The organism is Sinobaca sp. H24 (assembly GCF_023845525.1).
Map to the genome: position 1 here is coordinate 18,128 of NZ_JALBWT010000008.1, position 26,960 is coordinate 45,087.

Genomic DNA, 26,960 nt, shown 5'->3' on the forward strand with positions numbered 1-26,960 from the left:
ACGTATGACAGCGCAATTCACCAAAGCCTGTATCCTGATTTATAAATGGCCGCAGGCAATAAAAAAACTGCATGGAGACAGACTGTCACCATGCAGCGGACACCTCGGATCCGGTGAAAACAGGTAGCTCTCCGCAGTTGATTCTGCGGCAGTCCTGTATTTATTTAATACAGGCCCAATGCCCGGAAGATGACCTGTCCGGGCATTTCGGCGGAGAACCCTTTTTGTACAGGTTATCGGTGTCACCCTATCTGTACATACTTCTTTTCGTCCGCGCCTCTACCTCATCGAGCGATGAGGCTTTTCTATAAAATTGGATGTTCAGTCATTCTGTGTGTTTTCCATACCGCTTCATTCACATAATTTATTCAAAAATAATTATAACAATGGCTTCATGAGGAAAGCAAACCTTTTATCAGGATAAGCTGCTGCCTGCTGGAGTGTTCAGTACAAACGTTTCAATAGCATGCGCTACGCCGCTTTCATTATGATGCGTTGTTTCAAACGTTGCTGCTTTTTTTACTTCCGGTTCGGCGTTTCCCATCGCAATGCTCGTAGCTGCTTTTTCAAACATAGGCAGGTCGTTAAAGTTATCTCCTATCGCATAGGTTTTATCCATAGAAAGCCCGGCATGCTCGGTTAAATGCATTAGGCCAATTCCTTTTTGGGTGTTTGGATGCATAATTTCCAGGTTATCACGACCGGAAGAGGTAATATGGATACTTTCCTGGTCTTCCCAGCTGTTTCGGCATCCCTGCAGCTTCTCTCCAAGCATAGACAAAATAAGAAATTTATAAACGGTAATCTGGTTTTCTTCAATAAATTCAGGGGCGGGAAGGTCTTTCATTTTGGATTTCCGGCGGTGGCCCTCTGCAACGTTCCAAATGCGTTCATTTACCTCATTGCCGTTATCGAGGGTGGCTGTGAAGGCATCAAGGTCACTGCGGAAATAGTCACTCGACTGCGGGGGAGTATAAATGCCTTTGTTCGTATAGGCATGATAGTAAATCTGCTGCTCATCGAGCCAGTGCATTAAAGCGACAGCATCCTCGCGGATCATGTGTACTTCCCGGATTATTTCCTCTCCCCAGGAAATGATGGCGCCATTTAAGGAAATGATACCATCAGGCTTTACGTTTACTTCTTGTAAAAGACGCTGAACATCAGGCATGCCTCTTCCTGTAGCAATTACGACTTTATCTCCGTTTTCCTGAAGCTTTTCCAGAGCCGTGGCATTTTCCTTTGTTATATAGCCTTCTTCGTGGAGAAGGGTGCCATCCATGTCAATTGCAATTGTTTTCATATAGCTTCTCTCCATTCTTTCTATTTTTCTGTATAAAAGGTCTCTGTTGTCGTGTATGCTTTTTTATTTTATCATATTTACCCGGGCATCGAATGAAAAATGAAACCGCATGGAAAGCGAAAAGAAAAAGCTGCCGGTTGCCGGCAGCTTTAAGATAATTATTGAACACGAGGCGGAGCTGGATCTTTAGGTTCTTCTTCCGGAGGAGCTAGTTTCTCATCCCCGGCTTTGTCGATATCATCGACCGTCAAATTAATTTCTACAATTTCCAAGCCGGTCATTCGTTCAATGTCATGAGCGACATGAGTCTGTACTTCTTCAAAAATAGCTGGAATGCTTTTATCGTATTCTACAATAATATTTACATCAAGAGCAGCCTGGGTTTTTCCTACCTCTGCGCTGACGCCCTTTGTCAGGTTTCCGCTGCCGAGACGATCTGTAATACCTTCCACAACACCGCCGCTCATTCCTACAATGCCGTCTACACGCATCAATGCGACAGCGGCAATTTTCTTCACTACTTCCTCATCAATTAAAATGGAAGTGGAAGAGGGCGGATTGTTCGGTGTGTTTGTTGAAAGGCTGCTCGTGGCTGTTGCTGGAACAGATGACGTAGAAGCCGGAGCGTTGTCTTTTGTGTCAGCAGGAAGATTATCCTTTTTTTCTGAGGGTGAATCACTGGACGTTTGAACCGGTGTGCGTCCTTCCATGTTTCTGGCCGGAGAGCCCGGGCCTCCCATACGCTCAGCTGACTCTTTCTGCTCTTCTGCCGGAGAGGCCTCCGGCTTATTGCTTCTTCTCTGTGATTCGCTTCTTTTTTTATTTTCTCCGTTTGGTCCATTCTGCATAATAAATGCCTCCTAAATAATAGTAGTAACATTCCCACGGCCGCCGGTATTATCTGCGGGCGGTCAAAAACTCCATCGTTTTCCGGGTTGCATCCTGAAAATCCCTGTGTCCGTCGAGCTGTCTTCCAATTAGGTAGCCTGCTGCTAGAAAGATGGCTACAACTAGTGCTTCACCGAATCCCGAAAGATAATTCCGAGAAGCAGTGCCAATACTGTACATACGATTCGTCCTCTGTAGTCGATCCATTGTTTGGAGGATGCTGTATCCGGCTGGTTCATATCTCTTTCTTCATTCATTATTTGTACACCACCTTATAGAATGTATAATTACTGAACTCTGGAAACTTTCGGTCCTTTAGGAACGGACTGGCTTGGTTCAAGATTATCTTTAATAATGACGTCAAACGTTTTAACATCCATTTCAGTGATGCGCTCCAAATCAGCTTTTGCTGCTTCCTGGATTTTTTCGGAAAGCGTCTGGATAGGAGCTTTTCCATTAATAGTAATATGGGCCCTGACGTTCAGGACATTATCGGATTCGATATGCTGAATCTGTACTTCAGAGCTGTCGAGGCCTTCAAAATTATTGATATTCCGGTAAATAATATTTTTAATCGTATCGTTTGATACGTCTATATGACCTTCATCGTTTTTCCAGCGGATATCAGGCATTCTGGATTTTTTCGTATAACGGAAAGCCCCGAGAAAAATAAGAATGCTGAGAATAACCCATAACACTGCTAAAAGCAGGACAATCCAGAAAGACTGAGAACCCGGAGATGCGCCGAGTATGGAATTTTCTATCCAGGGGGCTGTTCCCCAATTAAGCCAGGTTCCTGCAGCTGTATATAAAATAAACAGGCTGCCGGCAGCAAAAAGAAAGAGCGCGGCTCGGAATAATATGGACATGGTTCTACACCTCATTTCCTTAATTGATTAACGTACGGATGAAACAGCTGTGTGTTTACTGCACGCGAGGTGTCGTAGTGCTTGTTTCTTCTTTGTTTTCTTTGCGGTCTCCAAGCTTGCTGTCATCTGCGGTATCAATATCATCTACATACAGGTTTAATTCCACAACTTCCAGGCCGGTCATTTTTTCAATGGCTGTCGTTACGTTATTAGTGACATTCCGGTATACTTCAGGAATGCTTTTGTCGTATTCAATAATGATATTTAGATCAATAGCTGCCTGTTTTTCACCGACTTCTGTGCTGATTCCTTTACGGAGGCTCTTGCGTCCGAGCGCTTCTTTAAGACCTTCCATAGGGCCGCCGCTCATGGAAAGCACACCGTCTGTCTGAATAGCGGCAAGTCCTGTGATTTTTTGTACTACATTATCATCAATTTTAAGTTTACCGGGAATACGCTGGTTTGAATTGGGCTGGCGGGAAGGTGAATTGCTGTTCTGATTTTGCTGCATAATACATTTCTCCTCACATAGTGAAATTTATGTTACTGTACGCGCGCTTCGTCCATCGGCGTGGTGGATATTTGATCTGATATGCTGATATTAATATCACTCACGCGTACTTCTGTCATTTTTTCAATACTTTCTTTTACGGAACGCTGTACATTACGGGATAACGTTTGAAGAGGAGCCTGGCCGTCCACCATAATATCGAGCTTCATATAAACAGATTCATCGGTTGGGGAATGGTAGCCGGTCATTTTAACATCCTTGACGCCGGGTTCAGCCATGGCGTTATGGTAGGCTATTTTTTTGAATGTTTTCATGGATACGCTGATCTTGCCGGTAGGCATGGTCATATCAATACGTTCACCGGAACGTTTCTTTTTGAATTTAACCGCTGCGATCAGGGCAATAATACTGAAAATCAGCCAGACAACGGCTGTAATAATTGCAATAGTTCCTGCAGTGGAAGAGAAATCAGCATTCACTACAAAATCTGTAATCCACTGTCCGGAGCCGAGTCCGAAGATGGCACCGATCGTAAGAACAGCGACAGCTAAATTCGCAATGGCTAGAATAATGAGTAGTAATCGTAGGAAAAATGACAAGGTGTACCCTCCTTTCTCATAGAGCCCTGGTTATTGGACTCTTGCCTGCCGTCCTTGTTCTCCAGCGGCGCGCTTACTGAGCGATACATCTACGCTGGAAACGTCTACCTCTGCGATGCGCTCTACATCCTGTTTTACCGTTTCCTGTATATCCGAGGAAAGGGACTGAACCGGAGTTCTTTCATTTGGTGTTACTTTCAGGTGAAGTGCAACCTGGTTATCCTGTTTCTTTGTACAGGTCACACGGACATCGGTTACACCCTGACGCGTGATTGCGCTCCGGTACGCAATGTTTTCTATAGTATGAAAGGGAATGTCTACTCTCCCGCTGGATAAGGAAGAACTGACAAATTTCTCCTTGGGTTTCTTTTTCGGTTTAAAGGCAGGCAGAAGAAACAATAAGCTTATAAGAGCCCAGACTGCTGCTGCCGCTAATCCAATCCACCATTCCGGCGACATGTATGATGCCTGAGTCCAGTATGTTTCTATTATCTGGACGGCCGGCTGCCACTGAAAGAAGCCGGCGATAAGAACGCCTGCAAGCGCAAGGTTTAATACTACAAATATAAATAAGAAAAATCGTAATGCAACCGTCATGATTGCGCCTCCTTCTGCTGATTATCTTCTTTCAGTAAAATAACGCAGCGTTTTCTGCGTCCATACCTGAATATCCCGGTGTCCATCCAATTGTCTGCCTACAAGATAACCTACAGCAAAAATGATGGCTACAACGACAGCTTCTCCGAAGCCCCAGAACAAAAAGACAATAACAAGAAGCAATGCGATAATAATGCTTACAATTCTTCCTCTATAATCAAGAAGCTGTTTTTTATCTTCATTCATATTTCTTCACCGCCTTTCATTGGTGGAATAGTTACTGCATTCCCCTTTTACCCATTTGTAAAAACATGTATTTCATTTATAGAAATAAATTTTATTGAAATATCTTTTTGATAGATGACTTTTTTATCTTATTTAGATCGAAATTAAACAAAATTTAAAAAGAACACGAAAAAAAATACAAATATTTTCAAAATAAATGTTAAGGATTCCTATTAACCGGGTATATTATCGTAGACTTAACTATAAAGGAGACTGAGATCAATGGCTGAACAAACACAAGCAAATGTAACTGATCAAAACAAAAGGGACCTGACGTATAATGCAGGTGTCATTGAAAAGATTGCCGCATTATCTGTAGTAGAAATTCCAGGGATTTTATCCATGAGTACAGGAGCGGTGGAAGGCCTGACAGAAAGACTGGGCAGAAAAGACCTTACTAAAGGCGTAACGGCTGAAGTAGGAGAAAAGCAGGCTGCGATCGACCTGAATGTAGTTATCAAATACGGCTCCGATATTCCGAAAGTCTACGATGAAGCAAAGAGAAGAATTACTGAAAATATCCGTCACATGACCGGTCTTGAAGTAGTAGAAGTACAGATGCACGTAGATGACATCGACTCAGAAGGCGAAGGCAAGCTGGGCTATGAGAAGCAGGAAGTCCAGGACACTACGAACGAAAAACGTGTAGAATAGAAAAAAACGGACCGGCTGCTTTCAATACGAGAAGCACCGGTCTTTTTTTATGCCTGCTTTTACCTGCAGCCGCTTAGAGCAGAAAAAATCTGTTGCAATATCCCCGCGGATTATATATAATAACCCTCGTACAAAAACGGATGTAATACTCGTATAATCTGGACGATAAGGGTTCAGGGTTTCTACAGGAGAGCCATATTTCTCCGAGCTACGGGTCTTCTATTAAAATAGAAGATCTGTAGCTTTTTTTATGGAAAAAGCTGCAGTGCGTCCGCCTGTAACTTTTTTTGAGGAAATGGTGATATACATGAATCGATTGTTTCAATTTAAAGAAAACCAGACGACATTAAAGCAGGAACTGCTTGCCGGTTTAACATCCTACTTTACGATAGCCTATATTTTGATCATTAATCCGGCGATTCTTGCCGATGCCGGCATTCCGTATGCGTATGCTCTGGCAGCTACAATATTGGCTACAGCGGCAGGCTGTTTTATGATCGGGGGATGGGGAAATGCCCCGATGATTCTTACCCCGGGAATGGGTATTAACGCGTTTTTTACGTATACCATTGTCCAGGGATTCGGCCTTACCTGGCAGCAGGGGCTAGCGGCAGTTATAGCAGCGGGCTGTTGTTTTTCATAGCAACGATTACGCCGCTTGCCGGCATTATGGTGAGGGCTGTTCCTGATTCTTTGAAAATAGGTATTACCGTCGGTGTAGGTATATTTTTGACATTTATCGGCCTGCAGAAAGGCCAGTTGATCACCGCCGATACCGAAACGTTTGTAACGATGGGGACGATTTCCTCTCCTCAGGCGCTGCTGACGATTTTAGGCCTGTTGATTACAATGGGTTTATTCGTCCGGAAAGTAAAAGGAAGTTTTCTGATCGGTATCGTACTGACAACCGGTGTCGCGTTTCTGTTTGGATTGACCAATCCGCCGCAGGCAGATAGTATTCAGTTTACAGGCTACACTCAGATGCTTGGTGCCTCTGATTTCAGCGGAGTATACCAGCTGTCTTTCTGGACAGCCGTATTTTCTTTAATGATTATCCTGATGTTTGAAAGCATGGGGCTGTTAAATGGTATGCTGCCGGACAAAAAGAAATTTCCAAAATCGTATCAGGCTTCCGCAGCATCTGCTTTTACAAGCGGTCTGTTTGGCACTTCCCCGACCATTCCAACGGTGGAAAGTGCTTCCGGTATTGCTGAAGGAGGCAGGACAGGGTTGACGGCTATTACCGTTGGTGTTTTATTTCTGGCGTCTGCCTTTTTTGCACCTATGTTTACGGTCATTCCGGACGGAGCAGTAGCGCCGGTACTCATTATTGTCGGCGGGCTGATGGTTCAGGAAATTCGTCACATTCGCTTCCAGGAAATGTCGGAGTGGCTGCCGGCCTACCTTATTATCGGACTGATTCCATTAACGTATTCTATTGCAGATGGTATTGCATTTGGATTTATTGCCTATCCACTCTTAAAGCTGGCACTGGGGGAACCGCGTTCGGTTTCACCGATAATGTACGTAATATCTTTCATGTTTTTCCTGCATTATGTGCTCATGATGGTCATTTAACTAAAAGAAAAGGGGCTCTTCCATGTTTTTACTACAATTAATGCAGAAACGGGCAGAAGCCTACATGCAGGAACGCATGAAATACGGAGGGTATATGATGAGCGGGGGCCTTGTGGTTGCCGCTCTTGCTGTTATTCTGATTAGTTTTTATTATTACGGTGCCTGGCTGCAAAGGGCAGAGCACGGGCTTGTCTGGCAGCTGACAGCAGCTGCCGTTTGGTCGGTTCTGCTTCTACGCACGAGTCAGCGGCTTTTAGTAAAGCCGGCGGATATGGTGTTTCTGCTTCCGGCTGAAAGCCGGATCGATGAGCTGCTGGGGTGGGGGCGGCGTTTTACATTTCTGCGAAAAGTACCTCTGCTTCTTTTAGGCCTTGTTTATACAGGAACATATTATTATGCCGGACCGCTTGAGGAGGAGCCGTTTATTTTATTTTATGGAATTGCCGCGGGAATAGCGGCGCTCCATATAATAGGTACATACTTTCATTACTATGTCCATACAAGACCGGCCTTGTGCAGAGATAGAGCGGTTCCGGCCTGCTTGACGGCAGCTGCGCTTCTGGGACTATTCTTTCACTGGTTCTGGTTATATGGATTGATGATGGCTCTTTATGCCGTATTTGTTTATGATAGAAGGAAGGCGCTGAAGACGCTGCCATTTCAATGGCAGAAAGTCCAGGAAACAGAGCATAGTCTCAGTCTTCGCTTTTACAGGGCAGCTTCCCAGTTTGCAGAGGTTCCGTTTCTGCCTGAAAGAATAAGATTCTGGAAAAGGGCCGGAGCCGCTGCAAAGGTTGTTTCATGGAAAAAGCCAATGCTTTACATAAGCATTCTTTCTTTCATTAGAAGAGGCAGCTATCTGCAAAGCTGGTTCCTATTTACCGGCATTGGCTCCCTGCTGCTTTTTTATTCTGAAAGCACAGCGGCAAAAATTATAGCAGCGGCGGCTGTCGTATATTTATATGGCCGTCAGCTTTCTGCTTTTCCAAAGCTGTACGAGTATTCGCTTCCTCTCGGTGTATACCCTGTAAAGGAAAAGGTGAGAAAACGAGAGCCGGCAGGAGCTGCTGCGCTCATTATGGCAGCCCATGCAGCTGTTCTTCTCGTATCGGCCGGGACAGGAGGCACGCTGCTCCAGCTTTTCTATACAGCAGGAGCGGTCGCTTTTGTGCTCATCCTTAATAAAAACTGGTTTCTGCCGAAATTATAAATGAAGCGGTATCATTGATCCATTGGACTTATTTTCTGAAAAAAAGCATCCAATCAGGGGTTTCATGCGTATACTAGGCAAGTACAAAAAGCATACCCCCTGCCGGATAGATTTACTTTATGTTGAATGAAAAGGGGGACAGGAAATGTCGACATTAACAGATGCGGAGCTGTATGAGAAAATCCGGGCAGCAGGATAAAGAAGCGCTCGAAATCCTCTACACCCGCTATGAACGCCTATTGTACTCGTTTTCCTATAATATGATAAAAGATAAGCAGGCTGCCGAGGAAGTGATGCAGGATGTATTCTTTAAGCTGTGGAGAGGAAAAGGAGCCGGCACCTACACTGAATCCCGCGGCAAATTTTCGAGCTGGCTGCTGACGATCACCAGAAACGCGTCTATTGATCATCTTCGCAAGAAAAAAATGGAAGTATATGAATGGGAGGAAAGAGACTCTGTCCACGAACAGATGCCTTCTGTAGAAGAAGAAATAGAGAATAAGGAAGAGCGGACAGAGCTTCAGGCAGTTATTCATAAACTGCCGGATGAGCAGCAGCGGATGATCTGCTTGTTTTATTTTCAGGGCATGTCGCAGAGCCAGATTGCTGAAGCCTGCGGAATTCCGCTTGGAACAGTAAAAGGCAGGCTCCGGCTGGCGCTCAAAAAGCTGAAGGATATGGTCGCTGTGGAGAGGGGGATCGAAATTGAATAACAAACATGATGCAATTCTTGATTATTTGAACAATCAGCTCTCGGAAAGAGATAGAGAAGCGTTTGAATATGAGCTGAAACACGATAAAGAATTAAGAGAAGAGCTGCAGGAATGGGAAGAACTAATGGAAGAGCCCGCTTCGTTATTGCAAACGGTCGATCCTCCTGCAGGAATGAAAGAACGCGTGCTTGGCTCGGTGTTTGCAGAAGATAAACAGGAGTCCAGGGCACCGAAAGCCGTGTATACAGGAAGAAAGAAAAATAAGCGCTACGGCCTTATTGGCGGTCTGCTCGCAGCCGGCCTGCTGTTATCGGTAGGAGCCAACGTATTTGTTGCGACCCAGCTTCAGCAGGTGGCTTCGCAGAATGAGCAGCTCGAAGAAGAGCTGACTTCTGTAGAGACAGCCATGGAAGAGCAGCAGGAAAGCGGTACGGCGAGCCCGGTTGTGACAGCAAACCTGGAGCCGGCAGAGGATACTGCAGGGACCGGTATTGCAACGCTTGCGGAATCGGGAAACCAGGCGGAACTGCTCGTGCAGGCGCAGGAGCTTGATGGACTGGAAGGAAATGAAGTCTATCAGGTCTGGCTGATTGAGGGAGAGTCACCGATACCGGCAGGATCTTTCACGACAGATGCAGATGGACGAGGCGGTTCGGTATTTTCCTTAACCGAAAGCGCACAGAACTGGGATGCCATTGCTGTTACGAGAGAACCACAGCCTGACAATGAGCTGCCGGAGGGTGAAGTCGTCCTGCAGGCGGAAATTTAAATACTATTACAATGGCCGCCGGGAGATAATATGCTTCCGGCGGTTTTTTTTGCAGACGAACACGAAGCGCCAAAAGAGAAGGGGCTTTATCTGTGATAATTGGAAATGAAACGTGTAAACTAAAGAAAGCAGAGGGGGAAACAAAAATGAGAAAAACGGCAGTACTCAGCATTTTTCTGGCAGGAACCGGCCTTCTGGCAGCCTGCAGCAGTGGAGAAGAGGGAGAAGCGCAGGCATGGCTTGAAGAAGACTGGGAAGCTATCAACGCAGAATCAGACGGCTCGGACGTACGTATGTTCATGTGGGGAGGCGATGACGGCTTAAACCAATATATGGACGAATACGTGATTCCAACCGTAGAGCAGGAACACAATATTGATTTGGAGCGTGTACCGATTGACACAGAAGAAAGCCTGCAGCGTCTTCTTACCGAAAAAGAAGCAGGAGAACAGGAAGGGACGATGGATATTCTCTGGCTGAACGGTGAAAATTTCCGGGCTGCCAAGGAAAACGAGCTGCTTCTCGGGTCATTTACAGAAAAGCTTCCTCGTTTTAATGAATACATAGATGCAGACTCTCCGGAAACGACGCTTGACTTCGGAACGCCGACTGAGGGAATGGAATCACCGCTCGGGAAGGTGCAGTTTACATTTATTTATGACACAGAAAAGGTAGATCAGCCTCCTGCCACGTGGGAAGAACTCAGGCTGTGGGCAGAAGAAAATCCCGGTGAATTTACGTACCCGGAAGCGACGGATTTTACAGGAAATGCTTTTTTAAGGCAGCTGCTGTATGACCAATATGAAAACGACGCGGCGTTTGCCTCAGAAGCGTTTGATGAAGAGGCACTGGAAGAAAACACAGAGCCGATGTGGGACTATTTAAATGATCTGGAAGGCAGCCTGTGGAGAGAGGGCCAGACGTATCCAGCGAGCGTGGAAGAACTGGATCGTCTTTACAGCCGCGGCGAAGTCAGTATGACGATGGGATATAACGAAGCAAGGGCGGAGAGCCTGATCAGGGACGGCACGTTTCCGGAAACGACCGATACGTTTATGCTCGACAGCGGATCGATCGGGAATACGCATTTTTTAACGATGCCTTTCAATGCGGGTAATCCTGCCGGAGCGATGGTCGTCATGGATTTCCTGCTTTCTCCGGAAGCGCAGATTGAAAAAATGAATCCGGATGGATGGGGCGAAAGCTCTGTTCTTGATCCGGCGCTTCTGACAGAAGAAGACCGGCGTGCTATGGAAGCCGTGAACAGAGGGGCGAGCGTTCCTTCTCAGGAAGAACTTGATAATGCATACCTCCCGGAATTAGATGCCGATTATGTAGGCTGGCTGGAAGAGAAGTGGAACAATGAAGTTGTTCAGCCGTAAAAAAGCCGGGATTCTCTGGCTTTTTCCAGTGCTGCTTCTGCTGGTGGGCACGGTATGGTATGCCCTGCTTCAGGTACTGCTTGGCAGCCTGGAAGGGGAAAATGGACAGTTCAGCCTGTCTGTTTATGAAACGTTAGCTGGAAACAGCGGGTTCTGGTCTTCTGCTTTTTTCAGTTTTTATGTGGCTGGTATTTCCACCATGATCTCCCTCGTACTGGGTATTTTTATTGCGAGAGGACTCTATCATTATCTGGAAGACCGGTACAGCCGTTTTCTTATTTGGATTCCGATGGTTTTCCCTCATTTTGTCGGAGCCTATCTTGTTATTTTAATTTTTTCACAGAGCGGCTGGCTTTCAACCGCAGCAGCTTCGCTTGGCTGGATTGATGCGATTGCCGATTTTCCGATTCTGACAAATGATTCAAGGGGCATTGGGCTGATTTTGACCTATGTATGGAAAGAAATTCCGTTTGTAGTTCTGATGATGCTGCCGGTGTACCAGGAAATGAATAAAGAATTCGGCCATGCGGCGGCAGCCCTTGGAGCAGGTCCTTATCAGCGTTTCAAAGATATAGAATGGCCGTTTCTAAAGCCGGGTGCGCTCGAAACAGGACTGATTATTTTTTGTTTTGTGTTTGGTGCGTTTGAAGTGCCGTATCTCATTGGCGCCTCTTCTCCTGAAATGGGAGCTGTTCTTGCTTACGAATGGTTTTACAGCGGAGACTGGAGCCGGCGTCCGGAAGCGCTGGCTGCAATGACGCTGCTTACCGGGGCCGTTCTGACAGGAGCCGGCTTTATCCTGTGGTATGTGCGGAAGCTGCGCAGCCGTCTGGGGGGCGGGCAATAAGATGAAGCATAAAATAATAATAGGCGTATTTCTGCTTATATTCAGTGTTCTGCCCCTGCTGCTTCTGCTTTTACAGAGTATAGCTCCCGGATGGGGATGGGGGGAGTTATTTCCCTCCGCTGTATCGGCGCAGGCGTGGCGGACAGCTCTTGGTGATCCGGCGTTAAGAGAGGCTGTCGGCGTAACGATCATGGTAATTTTGTTTGTGGCAGCAGGAAATGTCATTCTCGGTGTCCCTGCTGCAAAAATGCTTGCCTATAAACACTTCAGAGGCAAGCTGTGGCTTGATAATCTTTTATTTCTTCCTATTCTTATTCCGATGACGGCCGTTGCTATGGGTATTCATTTCACATTTATCCGCGCAGGGCTGGCCGATACATGGCTGGGCACAGCGCTCGTGTTATTTATTCCCACCCTCCCTTATACGATCCGGGTTCTTCGTGCCGGCTTTGAAAGGCTGGGGCCGGAATCAGAAGAACAGGCAAAATCACTCGGAAGTACTACGCTGCAGGCGCTTATGTTTGTACAGCTTCCGCAGATCATGCCAAGCCTGCGTTCGGCCGTTTTTTTAACGGTAGTTATTACTGCCGGCCAGTATATTCTGCCGGTGATTATTGGCGGAGGCACCGTGCCGATGCTGTCTCTTTTATATTTCCCATATTCCAATTCAGCAAATGAAGCGGTTGTAAGCGCATTGTCTCTTTTATTTGCGCTGCTTCCCCTTGTGGTCATCATGCTGGCGGAAATGGTAATGCGTTTAGTGTTTGCAGCGGCCCATCGAAGATAAAGAAGGTGATAACTTGGCATATTTAGATATTCAATCTTTAACCAAACAATATAAAAACGAAATCGTCCTGAATAAAGTGGATATTAAGCTGGAACGGGGCGAAACGATGAGCATTCTGGGACGGTCCGGGACGGGGAAAACCACCCTGCTGCGGACCATTGCCGGAATTTTAAAAGAAGATGATGGCGACATTTTCATTAATGGGGAAAATGTTAAAGGAAACCCGTCAGAAGACCGGCCGGTCGTCATGATGTTTCAGAAACCGCTTCTTTTTCCGCACATGAATGCAGCTGACAATACGGCGTATGGATTAAAGGTGAAAAAGATTCCGTCTGGAAAGCGCAGACAGGAGGCGGAGAAGTTTCTGGAAAAAGTAGGTCTTGCCGGATTTGGAGACAAATTTCCGGCCGAATGCTCAGGAGGGGAGCAGCAGCGGATATCACTCGCCCGGGCTTTAATTGTAAAACCGAAGCTGTTGTTAATGGATGAACCATTTTCCCATCTTGATTCGGAGCTCCGCCGCTCGATGAGGCTGTGGGTAAGGGAAATGCTGAAAGAAGAAGGGGTAACGGCTCTGTTTGTGACGCATGATCGGGAAGAGGCTGAGCAGATGGGAGATAAAATAGCCGTACTTGGCGAAGGGGAAATTCTTCAGTCCGGACTATCGGAAGAACTATACCGCAGGCCGGCTCATCCGATTGTGGCTTCACTTGCGTCGGAAGGCTTTTTTACGAAAGAAGGAACATTCGTGCCGCTTGCTGCCATGTCCACAAAAGAGATGCTGCAGCCATCCCGGGCGTTTCGGGCTGTAATAAGGGAAGAGAGGCAGGTTTATGGACTGCGTTTCTATAATTACTATTTGAAAGAAGAAGAGGTGGTTATCGCTTTGCAGGACGAGAGCGGTACGGCCGTCCCGGGAAATGAGACTGTTCTTTATGCTCCGGCATCTTCGCTGTTATTTTCTGAACATATCGGGCTTCTGCGGATAGAGGGAGAAAAGAAATGACTTATAAAAAAACGCTTCTGCTTGCAGGTGCGGCCGCCGCTGCAGGCATTCTTATCTGGCTTAATGTACAGGTGTTTCAAATTCGTCCAGGCGACATTGAGCAGGTGATTGATTCCTACGGATGGCTGGCCCCGGTTATTTATATTGTGCTCTATACACTGCGCTCGCTTGTGTTTTTTCCGGCTTCTGTCTTTTCGCTGGCCGGCGGGCTTGCCTTTGGACCGGTGGAAGGCGTGATCTATATTATGATCGGCGCAATGGGAGGATCGATTCTTTCCTTTTATATTGCACGTTTGCTCGGCGGAAAAGTAATTGGCAGCAAATGGAAGGGCAAAGCCGCTGTTTTTCAGACCCAGCTGAACGAAAATGGATTTTTGTATGCGCTCATTATGAGACTGATTCCGGTTCTGAACTTTGATCTGGTCAGCTATATATGCGGCCTGTCGACCATCCGTTTCCGGGCTTATGCAGCGGCGACGCTGATTGGAATTTTCCCGGGAGCGCTTGGCTACAGTCTGCTTGGATCCGGGCTCGTAAGCGGCGATTTTACGCAGATAATTGTAGCATTCAGCGTGTTTCTTGCGATTGCTGCTTTTGTTTATTTATTAAAAAGGGTAAGAGTAGGAAGAGATATTATTAATAAAGCATCCGCAGATGAGGACGATAACTAATGCTTGATACGCACGCGAGAAAATATGTACAGCCGGCTATCGGACACGCAGCGGATTTCTTTCTCCGCAGAGGCTTGTCGGCCAATCAGGTGACGATAATCTCTTTTATTATTGGAGTGGCTGCGGGGCCCCTTGTTTATTTAGGTCTGGGTCCTGCTGCCGTGCTGCTTCTCTGGGTTTCCGGTTTTCTTGATGCCGTGGACGGTTCTATGGCAAGAAAAACGAGGCCCTCTGCCTTTGGTACCGTGATGGACGTAACGTTCGATCGTCTCGTTGAGATCAGCGTGCTGCTCGGTCTCGCTTTTTTATTTCCAGATTTAATGTGGCTGTTTCTGCTGCTGAGCGTGTCGATTATATTCTCCATGACGGTATTCTTAACCGTTGGCAGTGTCTCCGACCAGAAAGGTATTAAATCTTTTTACTATCAGGCCGGGCTCGCGGAACGGACGGAAGGTTTTATTTTATTTACGATTATGATTCTGTTTCCATCTATTCTTCTTTATTCCACGATGCTGTTTCTTTTTGTAGAAGTGTTTACAGGCATCCAGCGTTTAGTTGAAGCAAAAAAAATATTAAAGGAGCCTGCAGAATGAAAACATACGATCTTATTATTATCGGCGGCGGATCGGGCGGCTTAACGGCCGCATCCGGTGCTGCGCAGTTTGGTGCTTCGGTAGCGCTCGTTGAAAAAAAGAATAACCTCGGCGGAGACTGTCTTCATGCCGGATGTGTTCCGTCCAAAGCATTTATTACGGTGGGAAAAGAAATCCATCAGGCAAGAAAAGCCGCTGAACAGCATAATCTACAGCTGACAGGCGACATCTCTCTTGCTCAGGTGAATCGGCGGGTCCATGATGCCATAGACGATATTCAGGAGATGGATGATGTGTCCCGCTTTGAAGAAATGGGCGTGGATGTTTATTTAAAGGAAGCCGTGTTTACAGGTCCGCATACGGTTCAGCTTGGAGACGGTGAAGAGATAGAAGGCAAGCGGATTGTCATTGCTACTGGTTCGAAAGCGGTTATTCCACCGATCGATAACATAGAGGTTCTGCCTTACTTTACTAACGAAACCATTTTTGACGCGGAAGAACTTCCCGGCCATATCGTCTGTGTGGGCGGAGGTCCGGTGGGCGTAGAGCTCGCTCAGGTACTGGCCCGCCTTGGTGCGAAAGTGACTATCGTTGATAATGCGCCCCGTCTGTTTCCAAATGAAGAAGAAGAGATCGGCAGGCGCGTACAGAGAGCGCTGCTTGAAGAACTGAATTTTGTTCCGAATGCCCGGGTGGAAGCGATAGAAGAGGATAAAGCGTCAGGACTTGCTTACGCCGTACTGTCCAATGGAGAAAAAATAAAAGCAGACGCCCTGCTGATTGCGGCCGGCCGCCGCCCAAACACGGGTTCACTTCAGCTCGGCAAAGCTGGTATTGACCCGGCAAAGGATGGAAGCATCCCTGTGAAGCCGACCCTTCAGACAAAAGCACCGCATATTTACGCGGTTGGAGACGTAACGGGAGAATATGCGTTTACGCATGCAGCCGGCCTGGAAGGGCAGATTGTTGTAACAAATGCAGTGTTCGGTCTGCGCCGAAAAGTGTCCTACAGTACGCTTCCGTGGGTCTTTTACACCGAACCGGAGCTGTTCCGGCTTGGACTCACAGAGCAGCAGGCAAGAGAAAAGCACGGAGACAGCATTAACGTGTACAAGGTGAACGGCGGAGACGTCGATCGTTTTATTGCAGAACGCGACAAAACGCCGCTCGTGAAAATTATAACGGATAAGCGCGGAAAAATTCTCGGTGCCCACGCAGCCGGGAAAAATGCTTCCGACTGGATGCATGAAGTAGTAGCAGCGAAAGCTTGGAAAAAACCGCTCCGCTCGTTTTCAAGTATTGTCTATCCATACCCATCACGCGGGGAAATCCTCAAAAAAGCGGCTGATATCTACTGGCGCGAAAAGCTTTTTGACAGCAGCGTCACAAAGCTTCTGAAGAAATACGTGCAGACGTTCCGATAAAAGAAAGGGTGAAAGCGATATGCCAAAGCGGCTGCTTTTAATCGGAGCCGGACATGCTCATTTGACGATGATCCGCGACTGGAATGAAGCAGAGAAAGAAGAGATGGAGTGGGTTCTGATTTCACCGGGTCCGTACCATTATTATTCCGGCATGTTTTCCGGTTTGATGGAAGGCCTGTACAAAAAAGAAGAGGTGCGCGTGGAGCTGGGAGCTTTCTGCCGCCGCCATGGAGGGTCTTTTCTGGAAGGGGCCGCGGTAAAGATTGATTACAATCACAAGCAGGTACAGACAGATCGCGGCGATACGTTGTTTTTTGATGCGGCCTCGATTAACATAGGTGCTGGAACAGCTGGTGCTTCTCGAGGGAAGGGGTCCCATGTTCTTAAACCGGCTCTGGGGGTACCGGAAACGGTGGAGCGGATGCGGCATGCAGACCGGCCGGCAGTAATAGGAAGCGGGTGCGGTGGAGTTGAAATGGCTCTTTCCCTTCAGTCATGGAGGCAGAAGCACCGCCGGGAAGCATATCCGGTCCGTTTATTTTCATCAGGAGGCATCATGCCGGATGAAACGAAACAGATCCAGCATGCTGTGCGGAAGCTTCTTCAAAAGCAGAGGGTACAGGTAATAGAAGAGGGTCGGGCCGGGGAAAAGGAAGGATTGCTGCATACAGGTAATGGGCTGCATTCCTTTGATGAAGCACTCTGGCTGACAGGAAGCGCCGCCCACCCGCTGTTTCAGGCCTCGTCTCTGCCAACCGCAGAGGATGGATCCCTTCGTGTTAATGCCGGTATGCAGGTACCGGGAATGCCGGAGCTTTTTGGCGCAGGGGACAGCGTAACGATGGACGCCTATCCAGCTCTTCCTAAAAACGGTGTCTATGCGATCCGTCAGGCTCCCGTGCTGAAAGAAAATATTACGGCCTTTTTTCAGGGGGGAACATCACCATTGTTTACGCCGCAGAAGAACTATACAGCGATCCTGTCAACAGGCGGAAAAAAGGGCCTTCTCATCAGAGGAAGGCTTCATTTTAAAGGCTCGACAGCATGGCGCCTGAAAAACAGGATTGATAAAAAGTTTATGGCGTCGCTTCATTCTTAAGGATAGAATAAGATACAGATGAATGGCCGATCTGTATAAGGTTCCGCCTGTTTTTTATATCTGCGCCTGCACTTATTTTCAAAATGATTGATCGTTGCTGCAATATAAAAACAACCTCGTATTCCATTTGATGGGAAGACGAGGTTGTTGCTGTTTAACTTACCTTATTTTTTAAATATAACTAAGTGCTGAAACAGATCCCGTAAATTCATAGGACGATACGTTTAGCTTGTTGTGGTCATCTGGTCTTTTTGCCATTTCATGAAGCCGCCCTCTATATTAATCACATCAAAACCTTGGTTTAGGAGAATGCTGGCGGCAATTGAAGAACGTTTTCCTGAAGCACAATGAACAGCGACCGGCTGAGCCTTAGAAAGCTCATCTGTGCGGTTGGGAAGCTGCTGAAGCGATACATGAACCGCTTCAGGCACGTGCGAATGATCCCACTCATCCTGATAGCGTACATCTAGTATTTGGATATGATGATTGCGGCGGCGTTCTTCCACTTCTTTTGGTGTTTCATTTTTATACGTGCGCAGATTTTGAGCTTCTGCCGGGATAGAAGCGGCAAAGAATCCTTTCAGGCGATCCATGCCCATGCTGGTAAGAATTTGACGCAGTTTCTCGTACTGATGCGGTTCGGCAATTAAATAAATATCGGATTCATAATCGGCAAGCCGTCCCATCCATTCAGCAAAGGAGTCTGGATAAGGAAGGTTCAAAGTGCCGGAAATACTTCCAAGAGCGTAAGCTGAGGCACTACGTGTGTCAACAATTATGGTGTGATTCTGCTCTGCCAATTCAGCTACACGATCACTGGTGCCATGCATTTCTACCCCGGCAGGTATTTCAGATAGAGGAGTCACCGCCTGTTTATTGATTTCTTTCATTTTTGCGAAATAAGCTGGAGGTTCGCTTTGTCCATCAAGAAGAAATTCCACAAAAGTCTGTTCGTCGGTCGGCTGGAACGCTGGATTATGCATTCGCTCGTAGCCGACAGTGCTAGTTGGGACAGCGCCAAGTGCTTTTCCGCAGGAGCTGCCGGCGCCGTGACCGGGCCAGATTTGAATATAATCGTCATATGCTTTAAACTGCTGCAGGGAATGAAACATCTGTCTTGCGCCTTTATCTGCTGAATCTTTCACGCCGACGGATTTTTCCAGAAGATCCGGGCGCCCTACATCACCAACAAAGACAAAGTCGCCGGTAAATACGCCCATTGGACGAGTAGCAGCCGCTGTATCGGTAAGTTCATAAGAAACGTGCTCCGGAGTGTGGCCGGGAGTATGCAGAACCCTTAGTTTGATATTTCCAATATAAATGTTCTCGTCGTGGGCTACACCGTGCAGGGGTAGATTCTTATCCCATTCATACCCCCCATTTTCAGCACCTTCGGTAGAATAATAAATGACAGCACCGGTACGGCGGGAAAGTTCTGTTACACCTGAGACAAAGTCTGCATGTATATGGGTTTCTAAAGCCCCGGTAATACGAAATCCCTGCTCTCGTGCGATTTGGAGATATTCTTCGATATTTCTGGATGGATCAATAACGGCGGCCTCTCCTGTCGCCTGACACCCGATCATATAGGAAGCCTGAGCTAAAGATTTATCATAAAAGTATTTTAAATACATAAATTATCTCTCCTTAAAGTTATAATAGTTCTTTTTTTTATTTGCTTTACTAATTGTTACTGAATAATACCTACAGGGGTATAGAAAATAATAAAAAATTTTTTGAAAACAAATTACCCTATGGGGTATACAGATACCATAAAATAAATTATAGAAAGTGTCAACTTTTTTTATTGGAAGTTTTGACTGTTCGTGTCGTTCATTACTATTCGTAATACCTGAAAAAGACTGACTTGGATAGTCAGCCTGCTTTAACAAATTATATTTACGAACAGCTTTAATATCCGAACAAATTAGGCTCGGTTTTGCATTCGACGGGTTCAATATTCTGGATAATTTCAGTCAGTACATAGGATGCAACTGCCGGAGAGGCCGTTACTCCCGGAGAATCAAGGCCGGCCAGGTGAATAAGCCGAGGATGAACTTCGGATGGACGAATATAAAAATCGGGATCGGTGATACTGGATCGGATCCCGGCATAGTAACGTTCTTCAAAATGATAGGGGATCTCCACTGCAAGCATGTTGACCTCATGACGAATCTGATCAATACCTTCTTTTGTAGGCAGAGCGGAACGGAAGTCTTTCTGTTGAGTATCAGTTGGTCCCAGACGAATGGTCCCGTCCGGCTGTGGAATAATTAAAACTCCCTTAGTAAGGTTGGTCGGCGGCGGGTAAATAATATGGTTGATAAATCCCGCAGCCTGTCTGCTGAGCACCAGGTATTCCCCGCGCCTGGAGACCGGTTCAAACGGCATCTTGTCTTCAATCATCCCGGCTATAAATCCGGAAGCGGCACCGGCAGCATTAATAACAAACCGGCTTTGGAAAACGCGGCCTTCTTTTGTTTCTACTTCAAATCCGGAAGAGGACTTTTGCAGGGCGGTTACTTCAGTATTTGTATAAATTTCTGCCCCATTAAGCCGGGCATTGGCTGCAAGTCTTTCCGTCAGCACGGAGGTGTCTGCGCTCATCGCTTCGGGCATAAATAGTCCGCCTTTCACGTCGGGGTGCAGGTTTGGTTCCCGTTCGAGCAGTTTTTCCTGGCTGCAAAGCGTAATGGTATCAATACCTTCTGCCTCACTCTGCTGCTTCAGGCGATGTAGTTTCTCCAATTCTTCTTCCGTCCGCGCTGTGACAATAGCGCCGTTGTGAAATACAGGAACATCAAAATGACGCGCAAGCTGCTGATGAAGGAAGCTTCCTTTTTTACCAAGCACGGACTTCAGCTTTCCTTTATCAGGAGGCATCATTGCAGGGGGATGAACAAGTGCGCTGTTGTGCGTAGACTGAACGCCGGAGAGACTGCGCCCTTTTTCAAGAAGTACGGTCCGTCCTTTGCAGTGGGAAAGCTCACGCGCGAGCGCGGTACCGATAACACCGCCGCCAATAATCAAAAAATCAATCATCTGTTCCACTCCTTTTTTGAAATGCCATTGTAAAGTTTAAAACATAAATTCATGTATATTTCAGCGGCAGGGAGCACGGGCATTTAAAGGCGGTGTGAATCATTAAGGATGTGGACAGCGGTCTGTGCAGAAAAAAACCAGCTTTCTTTCAGATTATTCTATCACATTACAAACGTGAACTCCTCTCATATGCTGTAAGGAAAGCATGAGATGAACCTACTGAAGATATGCAGTCAAATGCCTGATTTACCAGCATTATGGAAATAATTACAAAATTAAAAAAGCTTGACTTACTATCTCATTTAGATGAGAATTGAATGAGAATGATATTTATTATCAATTAAGAAATTAATATTTGGGGGGATTTATTATGAAAAGAAAGCCGCGTTTATTAACTGTTTTACTTCCTGCTGCTTCGCTGTTGGCGCTTGCAGCGTGCGGCAGCGATAACGGAAGCGAAGACAGCGGTTCAGGAGAAAATAATACAGAACAAAACAGTGCGGAGGAAGAAAACGCAGAAAATGACCAGGCGGGGACGGAGGGCGGAGAAGTGAATCTGTACACAAGCCGTCACTATGATACAGACGAAGCCCTTTATGAACAATTCACGGAAGAAACGGGTATTGAAGTCAATGTTGTCTCCGGAGAAGATGATGAACTTATTCAGCGGATGGAACGCGAAGGGGAAGCGACAGAAGGAGACGTATTTATCACAGCAGATGCCGGCCGTCTCTATCGTGCAAAAGAAGCAGATCTTCTTCAGCCAACGGATTCTGAAGTGTTAAATGAGAATATTCCTGAAAATTACCGGGACCCTGATAATGAATGGTTCGGCCTGACTAAACGTGCCCGCATTTTTGTTTATGATCCGGAACGTGTAGATGAATCGGATCTGTCTACTTATGAAGCCCTTACAGACGAAGAATGGGAAGACCGCATTCTTATACGGGCCTCAGAAAATATTTATAACCAATCATTGATGGCTTCCTTTATTGAAATAAAAGGAGAAGAAGAAGCCAGAGAGTGGGCGGAAGGCATTGTAAATAACATGGCCCGCGATCCGCAGGGCGGAGATCGGGATCAGGCACTCGGTGTTGCTTCCGGTGAAGGAGATGTAGCTATTATGAACTCCTACTATTTCGGACAGATGCTGAACTCCTCTGAAGAGGAAGAAGTGAATGCGGCAGAAAACCTGGAAGTATTTTTCCCGAATCAGGAGGAAGAGGGCACACATATTAATATCAGCGGCGCAGGAGTCACACAGCACGGACCTAATTCAGAAGAAGCCGTACAGTTCATAGAGTTTCTCTCAGGGGAAGAAGCACAGGATGATTTTTCTGAAGCAAACTATGAATATCCGGTAAATCCAGACGTAGAGCCTTCTGAGCTGCTTCAGTCGTGGGGTGACTTTGAAGAGCAGGACATTAACCTGACGATTTTAGGCGAAAATAATGCCCAGGCGCAGATGCTTATGAATGAGGCCGGCTGGAAATAATGGCTCAAAATGATACAGGATGTTGAAAGACGTTGTCCTGGCAATTAGAAAAAGATCCGCTTTTTTATATAATCAATAAGATTTCCAGGTACGGTTAGTCACTCTCATTTACTAAAGGACAGATGTATATGCCTTTCTTTAAGCGTCCATCGGCCGCAGCTCTGGGGTGGGGGAGCGGAGCGGCAGGCTTTGTCATTCTGCTTCTACTGCCGCTGGGTTTTCTTTTATACCGGATGATCCAGCCGGCAGGGGACAATTGGGCCCACATTCAAGAGTACCTGCTGCTTGGCTATACCATAGACACGCTGACGCTGGCTGTTATAGTGGGAATTTTGTCCATTGCTCTTGGTACAACGCTGGCATGGCTTGTTTCCGCCTATTCGTTTCCATTCAGAAATACCTTAAAATGGGCACTGCTTATGCCGCTCGCCATTCCTCCGTATATTGGCGGCTACGCGTACCATGGGATGTTAAACTATACGGGATTTGTTCAGCGGACGCTCCGTAACACTTTTGATATAGAGGTGTCGCAGCGATATTTTGACATTATGAATATTCCCGGCGCTGTGTTTATTTTTACTATTTTTTTATACCCGTATGTTTATGCTATTACCCGGGCTTTCTTTGCCCGTCAGGCCACTACACTCATTGAAAATGCCAGGGTGCTTGGAAGCGGCCCGGTCCGTACATTTTTTCGTATCGTACTGCCGGTTTCACGCGCAGCGATTGTAGGCGGAGTGACGCTTGTCATGCTGGAAGTTTTAAATGACTATGGACTTGTGAGCTATTTCGGCGTTCAGACGTTTAGTACTGCTATCTTCCAGACGTGGTATGCACTGGATGATCTCGATTCGGCGATCCGGCTTGCCGGTATTTTAATGGGACTGGTTCTTGTCTTTCTGGTACTGGAGAAAGTTTTTCGGGGAAGGCGTCAGTACAGCTATAGTTCAGCTAAAGTTTCCCCATTAAAGCCCCGGGAACTCGAAGGCTGGAAAAAGTGGAGTACCCTCGGTTTTTGCGGCACGGTTCTTCTGCTTGGTTTTATTCTCCCGATGGTTCAGCTGCTTTACTGGGGAATGCTGACCTATGAAGCCGTTTTTTCCGCCCAGTTTGTTTCCCTTGTACGCAATTCTACGCTCGCCGCGGGCATTAGTTCTCTTCTCGTGGTCGTGTTTGCTGTGATCGTTGCAAATTTCACCCGCATCGTTCCCGGCTGGCTTTCCACCATTACTGCACGGTTTACCGTTCTTGGATATTCTATTCCCGGAGCAGTTATTGCGGTGGGGGTTCTGAGTTTTTTCATTTACATGGAACAGCGATTACAGTTTTTTTATGCCTTCACAGGTATATCCAGCGGACTGGTGCTGAGTACGAGCCTGGTTATGCTGATATTTGCTTACGTGATACGCTTTATGGCTGTGGGATATAATTCGATTGAATCTGGTTTTGAAAAAGTCGGTCGGCGTTACTCAGAAGCTTCACGTACTCTTGGCATGGGATGGCTGCAGACTTTTTTTAAAGTGGATCTTCCGATGATCCGGGCTGCTGTTTTCAGCGGATTCATTCTTGTGTTTGTAGATATATTAAAAGAACTGCCGCTGACGCTTATTCTCCGGCCGTTTAATTTTGAAACGCTGGCAACGACCGCTTATCGATATGCAAGCGACGAGCGGATTCAGGAAACGGCGGTACCATCCCTGGCTATTATTTTAGTAAGTGGCGCGGCAATGTATATTTTTCATATTTTCATTGAAAAGGAGCCGAATTAGATGCATGTACAAATATCCGGTCTCGAATTTTCTTATAGAAAAGCGTCTGGTACAGTCATTCAAAACTTCAACCTTCGTATGAAGGAAGGGGAAATTGTTTCCATTCTCGGAGAAAGCGGAAGTGGGAAAAGTACTGTTCTCCGTCTGATTGCCGGTCTGGAAAATCCTTCAAAAGGAAAAATTCAGGTAGGCAGCGATACGTATGTAGACGGCCGGAACAGCAGGATGCTCCCGGTAGAAAAGCGCGGACTTGGAATGGTGTTTCAGGATTATGCTTTGTTTCCTCATATGACGGTGGGGGCCAATATCCTTTACGGTTTAAAAAAGTGGAAAGGGCCGAAGCGGAAAGCCAGGCTCCAGGAGATGCTGGCACTCGTTAATATGACAGAATACAAAAAACGCTATCCGCATGAGCTGAGCGGCGGACAGCAGCAGCGGGTGGCACTTGCCCGTGCCCTCGCTCCTGAACCGTCGCTGCTCCTTTTGGATGAACCATTCAGTAATTTAGATGCCCACTTAAAACAGCAGATTCGGGATGAGCTGCGGGAGATGATTAAGTATGCAGGAGCAACCACAATCTTTGTAACGCATGACCGGGAGGATGCCAGAGTGCTTTCTGACCGTGTTGTTTTCCTGGATAAAGGAAAAGTCCAGAAGGCTGGGCTTTCGGGTGACCTGCTGCAGGAATCTTTATATGCTTCGGAAAGTGAAAGAGAGCTTACGCTTCTGATGGATTAAAGACGGAGAAAATCACAGTTTTTCTTTAAAAGAGTAAATCCCCTGCAGTGCAGGGGATTTTTTTATTTAAAGATATGGCGGAATCTTGACTGAGGAAGTAATTTTACGATGAAACAGCGTAAAATAGAGAAATAAATAGAAAAAAGGAGAAAAATAAAGATAAAAGCACTATATTACCGTTTTCATGAAGAATGTTTCCGTTTTCCCGAAGGCGGGTCGGTTTTGTCAAACCTTTGGAAAAAGGAGCATAATGAAATCAAATATTAAATGAAAGAAGGCGCATGAATTGAAAAACTTCTTTATGAACGTGCTTGAAACTATGTATCAGACGTCTAAAACACAGGCAGACCAGATGCTCAGCGAATACAATGAAGGCAAAGGCCTGAATGATCACTACTTTTTCAACTAAAAACGTATATATAACCGGCGGCGGGAGAGATCTTCCAGCCGGTTTTTTTCATACAAAAAAGAAGCAGCCGGCTGGCTGCTTCTCTTTGTTTACCAGATGTTTTTTAAATAGGAATTCTCATAAAACGAGAGGTTCGGATACTTATCTTTTGTCATGTTCATTTGAAATTCGTTATCGAAGAGCGCAACGATACGGCCGTCCCGGTCTGTAACGAGCTGTTTCTGCTTCTGCTTGAACAGCTCCATATCTTTTTCCGGGCCGTCAATCCAGCGGGCGATCGAATAAGGCAGGCTTTCCATTTTGATGTCAGCATGATACTCATTTTTCAGGCGGTACTCGAGTACTTCAAACTGAAGTACGCCGATTACGCCGACGATCTGCAGTTCCGGAAAACGCTTATACGTATGAAACAGCTGAATGGCGCCTTCTTCAGATAGCTGCTGGAGACCTTTTTCAAATGATTTGTGCTTCATGGCATCTTTCACCGTAATAGCAGTAAAGTGTTCCGGAGAAAAGTGTGGCATTTCATCAAAAGAAAAGGAGGTTCTCTCTGCGAGCGTATCGCCGATCCGGAACGTGCCGGGATCAAACAAACCGATAATATCACCGGCATATGCTTCTTTTACAATATTCCGGTCCTGGGCAAGAAACTGCGTCGGCTGGGCAAGACGCATTGATTTTTCAAGACGTACATGCCGTACGCTCATTCCCTGCGTGTATTTCCCCGACGTAATCCGAAGAAAGGCGATTCGGTCACGGTGCTTTGGGTTCATATTAGCCTGAATCTTAAAAACAAACCCGGAAAATTCGGCATCCATCGGTGAAATAGGACCGATGTCGCTCTCACGAGGAACGGGAGCAGGAGCAAGCTTTAAAAAATGCTCCAGGTAGTTCTGAACGCCGAAGTTTGAAATGGCACTGCCGAAAAATACGGGAGTGAGTTCTCCTGAGAGTATACGCTCTTCATCGTAAGGATCACCCGCTACGTCAAGCAGCTCCATCTCTTCCTGAAACTGTTCCAAAAGAGAGGGATCGATGAAATCGACAAGAACCGGATCATTTGGGCCTGATACTTCTTTGACTTGAATATTGGATGGATTATCGGGATCAAACAGTTCGATCTTTTTATTAATCCGGTCATAGATTCCCTGGAAATCCCTTCCCATGCCAATCGGCCAGTTCATCGGATAAGAACGGATGCCAAGAAGGTTTTCCATTTCTTCCATCAGTTCAAAGGGATCTCGTCCCTGGCGGTCGAGCTTGTTAATAAATGTGAAAATAGGAATGCTGCGCAGCCGGCAGACTTTAAATAGTTTTTTCGTCTGGGCCTCCACGCCTTTGGCTGCATCAATCAGCATCGTTGCAGAGTCCGCCGCGGTGAGGGTCCGGTAGGTATCCTCACTGAAATCCTCATGGCCCGGCGTATCAAGAATATTAATATGGAAATTACGGTACCGGAACTCCATTACCGAACTGGTAACAGAAATACCCCGTTGTTTTTCAATTTCCATCCAGTCACTTGTTGCATGTTTCGTGTTCTTTTTTCCTTTAACCGTTCCTGCTTCGCGGATGGCTCCGCCAAAATAAAGAAGCTTTTCGGTAAGGGTGGTTTTTCCCGCATCCGGGTGGGAAATGATAGCAAATGTTTTACGTGAAGCTATTTCGTCCTTCCAAGTAGTCATGCATGCAACCCTTTCTTCTATAAAAATCGTACGAGCTTAT

At 46.4% G+C, this 26,960-nt stretch carries 27 protein-coding genes, 1 pseudogene and 2 riboswitches; of the genes and pseudogenes, 17 read left to right on the top strand and 11 right to left on the bottom strand.

What is annotated here, in order from left to right:
• Positions 1–116 precede the first annotated feature (116 nt).
• Positions 117–290, bottom strand: a riboswitch (Lysine riboswitch).
• A gap of 125 nt (positions 291–415) precedes the next feature.
• From MMY81_RS12325 to MMY81_RS12355, 8 genes are all read right to left on the bottom strand, one after another.
• Positions 416–1,303, bottom strand: coding sequence for an HAD family hydrolase (locus MMY81_RS12325; protein WP_252313146.1), 888 nt, complete (start codon positions 1,301–1,303; stop codon positions 416–418).
• 158 nt (positions 1,304–1,461) lie between these two features.
• Positions 1,462–2,151, bottom strand: a complete 690-nt coding sequence (locus MMY81_RS12330) for an Asp23/Gls24 family envelope stress response protein (RefSeq protein WP_252313147.1) — start codon at positions 2,149–2,151, stop codon at positions 1,462–1,464.
• 162 nt (positions 2,152–2,313) lie between these two features.
• Entirely contained in the window at positions 2,314–2,448 is a 135-nt protein-coding gene (locus MMY81_RS33360; protein WP_256497892.1) for a hypothetical protein, read from the bottom strand.
• Between the two features lie 30 nt (positions 2,449–2,478).
• Complete coding sequence (amaP, locus tag MMY81_RS12335; protein WP_252313148.1) at positions 2,479–3,060, bottom strand: alkaline shock response membrane anchor protein AmaP; 582 nt, start codon at positions 3,058–3,060, stop codon at positions 2,479–2,481.
• A gap of 55 nt (positions 3,061–3,115) precedes the next feature.
• Positions 3,116–3,571 carry an Asp23/Gls24 family envelope stress response protein gene (locus MMY81_RS12340; protein WP_252313149.1) on the bottom strand — a complete coding sequence of 152 codons (456 nt, stop codon included), beginning with the start codon at positions 3,569–3,571 and terminating at the stop codon, positions 3,116–3,118.
• 32 nt (positions 3,572–3,603) lie between these two features.
• Positions 3,604–4,170 carry an alkaline shock response membrane anchor protein AmaP gene (gene amaP / locus MMY81_RS12345; protein ID WP_252313150.1) on the bottom strand — a complete coding sequence of 189 codons (567 nt, stop codon included), beginning with the start codon at positions 4,168–4,170 and terminating at the stop codon, positions 3,604–3,606.
• Positions 4,171–4,200: 30 nt separating this feature from the next.
• Positions 4,201–4,767, bottom strand: coding sequence for an alkaline shock response membrane anchor protein AmaP (gene amaP / locus MMY81_RS12350; RefSeq protein WP_252313151.1), 567 nt, complete (start codon positions 4,765–4,767; stop codon positions 4,201–4,203).
• Positions 4,768–4,788: 21 nt separating this feature from the next.
• Positions 4,789–5,013: a DUF2273 domain-containing protein gene (locus MMY81_RS12355; RefSeq protein WP_120192722.1), complete on the bottom strand. Its 225-nt coding sequence runs from the start codon at positions 5,011–5,013 to the stop codon at positions 4,789–4,791.
• 261 nt (positions 5,014–5,274) lie between these two features.
• On the opposite strand from MMY81_RS12355, the gene MMY81_RS12360 reads away from it, so the two are divergent.
• The 13 genes and pseudogenes from MMY81_RS12360 (at position 5,275) to MMY81_RS12420 (ending at position 17,785) form a co-directional block, all read left to right on the top strand.
• A complete protein-coding gene (locus MMY81_RS12360) occupies positions 5,275–5,706 on the top strand; it encodes an Asp23/Gls24 family envelope stress response protein (RefSeq protein WP_252313152.1) in 432 nt (143 codons plus the stop codon).
• A 129-nt stretch (positions 5,707–5,835) separates the two neighbouring features.
• A riboswitch (purine riboswitch) is annotated at positions 5,836–5,937 on the top strand.
• 64 nt (positions 5,938–6,001) lie between these two features.
• Positions 6,002–7,284, top strand: a pseudogene (locus tag MMY81_RS12365) (NCS2 family permease).
• Between the two features lie 22 nt (positions 7,285–7,306).
• Positions 7,307–8,494 (top strand): ABC transporter permease, encoded by a 1,188-nt coding sequence (locus MMY81_RS12370; RefSeq protein WP_252313153.1) that lies wholly within the window; start codon positions 7,307–7,309, stop codon positions 8,492–8,494.
• Between the two features lie 173 nt (positions 8,495–8,667).
• Complete coding sequence (locus tag MMY81_RS12375) at positions 8,668–9,207, top strand: RNA polymerase sigma factor (protein ID WP_308215317.1); 540 nt, start codon at positions 8,668–8,670, stop codon at positions 9,205–9,207.
• Positions 9,200–9,976: an anti-sigma factor gene (locus tag MMY81_RS12380; RefSeq protein WP_252313154.1), complete on the top strand. Its 777-nt coding sequence runs from the start codon at positions 9,200–9,202 to the stop codon at positions 9,974–9,976. Before MMY81_RS12375 ends, MMY81_RS12380 begins: the two co-directional genes overlap by 8 nt.
• Before the next feature lie 92 nt (positions 9,977–10,068).
• Positions 10,069–11,358 (top strand): ABC transporter substrate-binding protein, encoded by a 1,290-nt coding sequence (locus MMY81_RS12385; RefSeq protein WP_252313155.1) that lies wholly within the window; start codon positions 10,069–10,071, stop codon positions 11,356–11,358.
• Positions 11,339–12,205 (top strand): ABC transporter permease, encoded by an 867-nt coding sequence (locus MMY81_RS12390; RefSeq protein ID WP_252313156.1) that lies wholly within the window; start codon positions 11,339–11,341, stop codon positions 12,203–12,205. The genes MMY81_RS12385 and MMY81_RS12390 overlap by 20 nt, the downstream gene beginning before the upstream one ends.
• A 1-nt stretch (position 12,206) precedes the next feature.
• Positions 12,207–12,992, top strand: a complete 786-nt coding sequence (locus tag MMY81_RS12395) for an ABC transporter permease (RefSeq protein ID WP_252313157.1) — start codon at positions 12,207–12,209, stop codon at positions 12,990–12,992.
• Positions 12,993–13,005: 13 nt separating this feature from the next.
• Positions 13,006–13,998, top strand: a complete 993-nt coding sequence (locus tag MMY81_RS12400) for an ABC transporter ATP-binding protein (protein ID WP_252313158.1) — start codon at positions 13,006–13,008, stop codon at positions 13,996–13,998.
• Positions 13,995–14,669, top strand: coding sequence for a TVP38/TMEM64 family protein (locus tag MMY81_RS12405; RefSeq protein ID WP_252313159.1), 675 nt, complete (start codon positions 13,995–13,997; stop codon positions 14,667–14,669). Before MMY81_RS12400 ends, MMY81_RS12405 begins: the two co-directional genes overlap by 4 nt.
• Positions 14,669–15,262: a CDP-alcohol phosphatidyltransferase family protein gene (locus MMY81_RS12410; protein ID WP_252313160.1), complete on the top strand. Its 594-nt coding sequence runs from the start codon at positions 14,669–14,671 to the stop codon at positions 15,260–15,262. The genes MMY81_RS12405 and MMY81_RS12410 overlap by 1 nt, the downstream gene beginning before the upstream one ends.
• On the top strand, positions 15,259–16,686 hold the full coding sequence (locus MMY81_RS12415; RefSeq protein WP_252313161.1) for a dihydrolipoyl dehydrogenase family protein: 1,428 nt from the start codon (positions 15,259–15,261) through the stop codon (positions 16,684–16,686). The genes MMY81_RS12410 and MMY81_RS12415 overlap by 4 nt, the downstream gene beginning before the upstream one ends.
• A gap of 19 nt (positions 16,687–16,705) precedes the next feature.
• A complete protein-coding gene (locus MMY81_RS12420) occupies positions 16,706–17,785 on the top strand; it encodes an FAD-dependent oxidoreductase (protein WP_252313162.1) in 1,080 nt (359 codons plus the stop codon).
• A 224-nt stretch (positions 17,786–18,009) separates the two neighbouring features.
• Here the strand turns inward: MMY81_RS12420 and MMY81_RS12425 are convergent, their stop codons facing one another.
• Positions 18,010–19,419, bottom strand: coding sequence for an MBL fold metallo-hydrolase (locus tag MMY81_RS12425; protein ID WP_252313163.1), 1,410 nt, complete (start codon positions 19,417–19,419; stop codon positions 18,010–18,012).
• Between the two features lie 277 nt (positions 19,420–19,696).
• Positions 19,697–20,827, bottom strand: coding sequence for an NAD(P)/FAD-dependent oxidoreductase (locus MMY81_RS12430; RefSeq protein WP_252313164.1), 1,131 nt, complete (start codon positions 20,825–20,827; stop codon positions 19,697–19,699).
• Between the two features lie 370 nt (positions 20,828–21,197).
• On the opposite strand from MMY81_RS12430, the gene MMY81_RS12435 reads away from it, so the two are divergent.
• From MMY81_RS12435 to MMY81_RS33365, 4 genes are all read left to right on the top strand, one after another.
• On the top strand, positions 21,198–22,322 hold the full coding sequence (locus MMY81_RS12435) for a Fe(3+) ABC transporter substrate-binding protein (protein ID WP_252313165.1): 1,125 nt from the start codon (positions 21,198–21,200) through the stop codon (positions 22,320–22,322).
• 128 nt (positions 22,323–22,450) lie between these two features.
• Positions 22,451–24,091 carry an ABC transporter permease gene (locus tag MMY81_RS12440; RefSeq protein ID WP_252313166.1) on the top strand — a complete coding sequence of 547 codons (1,641 nt, stop codon included), beginning with the start codon at positions 22,451–22,453 and terminating at the stop codon, positions 24,089–24,091.
• Positions 24,092–24,829, top strand: coding sequence for an ABC transporter ATP-binding protein (locus MMY81_RS12445; RefSeq protein WP_252313167.1), 738 nt, complete (start codon positions 24,092–24,094; stop codon positions 24,827–24,829).
• A gap of 286 nt (positions 24,830–25,115) precedes the next feature.
• Positions 25,116–25,238, top strand: coding sequence for a hypothetical protein (locus tag MMY81_RS33365; RefSeq protein ID WP_256497893.1), 123 nt, complete (start codon positions 25,116–25,118; stop codon positions 25,236–25,238).
• A gap of 89 nt (positions 25,239–25,327) precedes the next feature.
• Here MMY81_RS33365 and MMY81_RS12450 read toward each other — a convergent pair whose 3' ends face one another.
• Positions 25,328–26,920 (bottom strand): peptide chain release factor 3, encoded by a 1,593-nt coding sequence (locus tag MMY81_RS12450; protein ID WP_252313168.1) that lies wholly within the window; start codon positions 26,918–26,920, stop codon positions 25,328–25,330.
• Between the last annotated feature and the right edge of the window lie 40 nt (positions 26,921–26,960).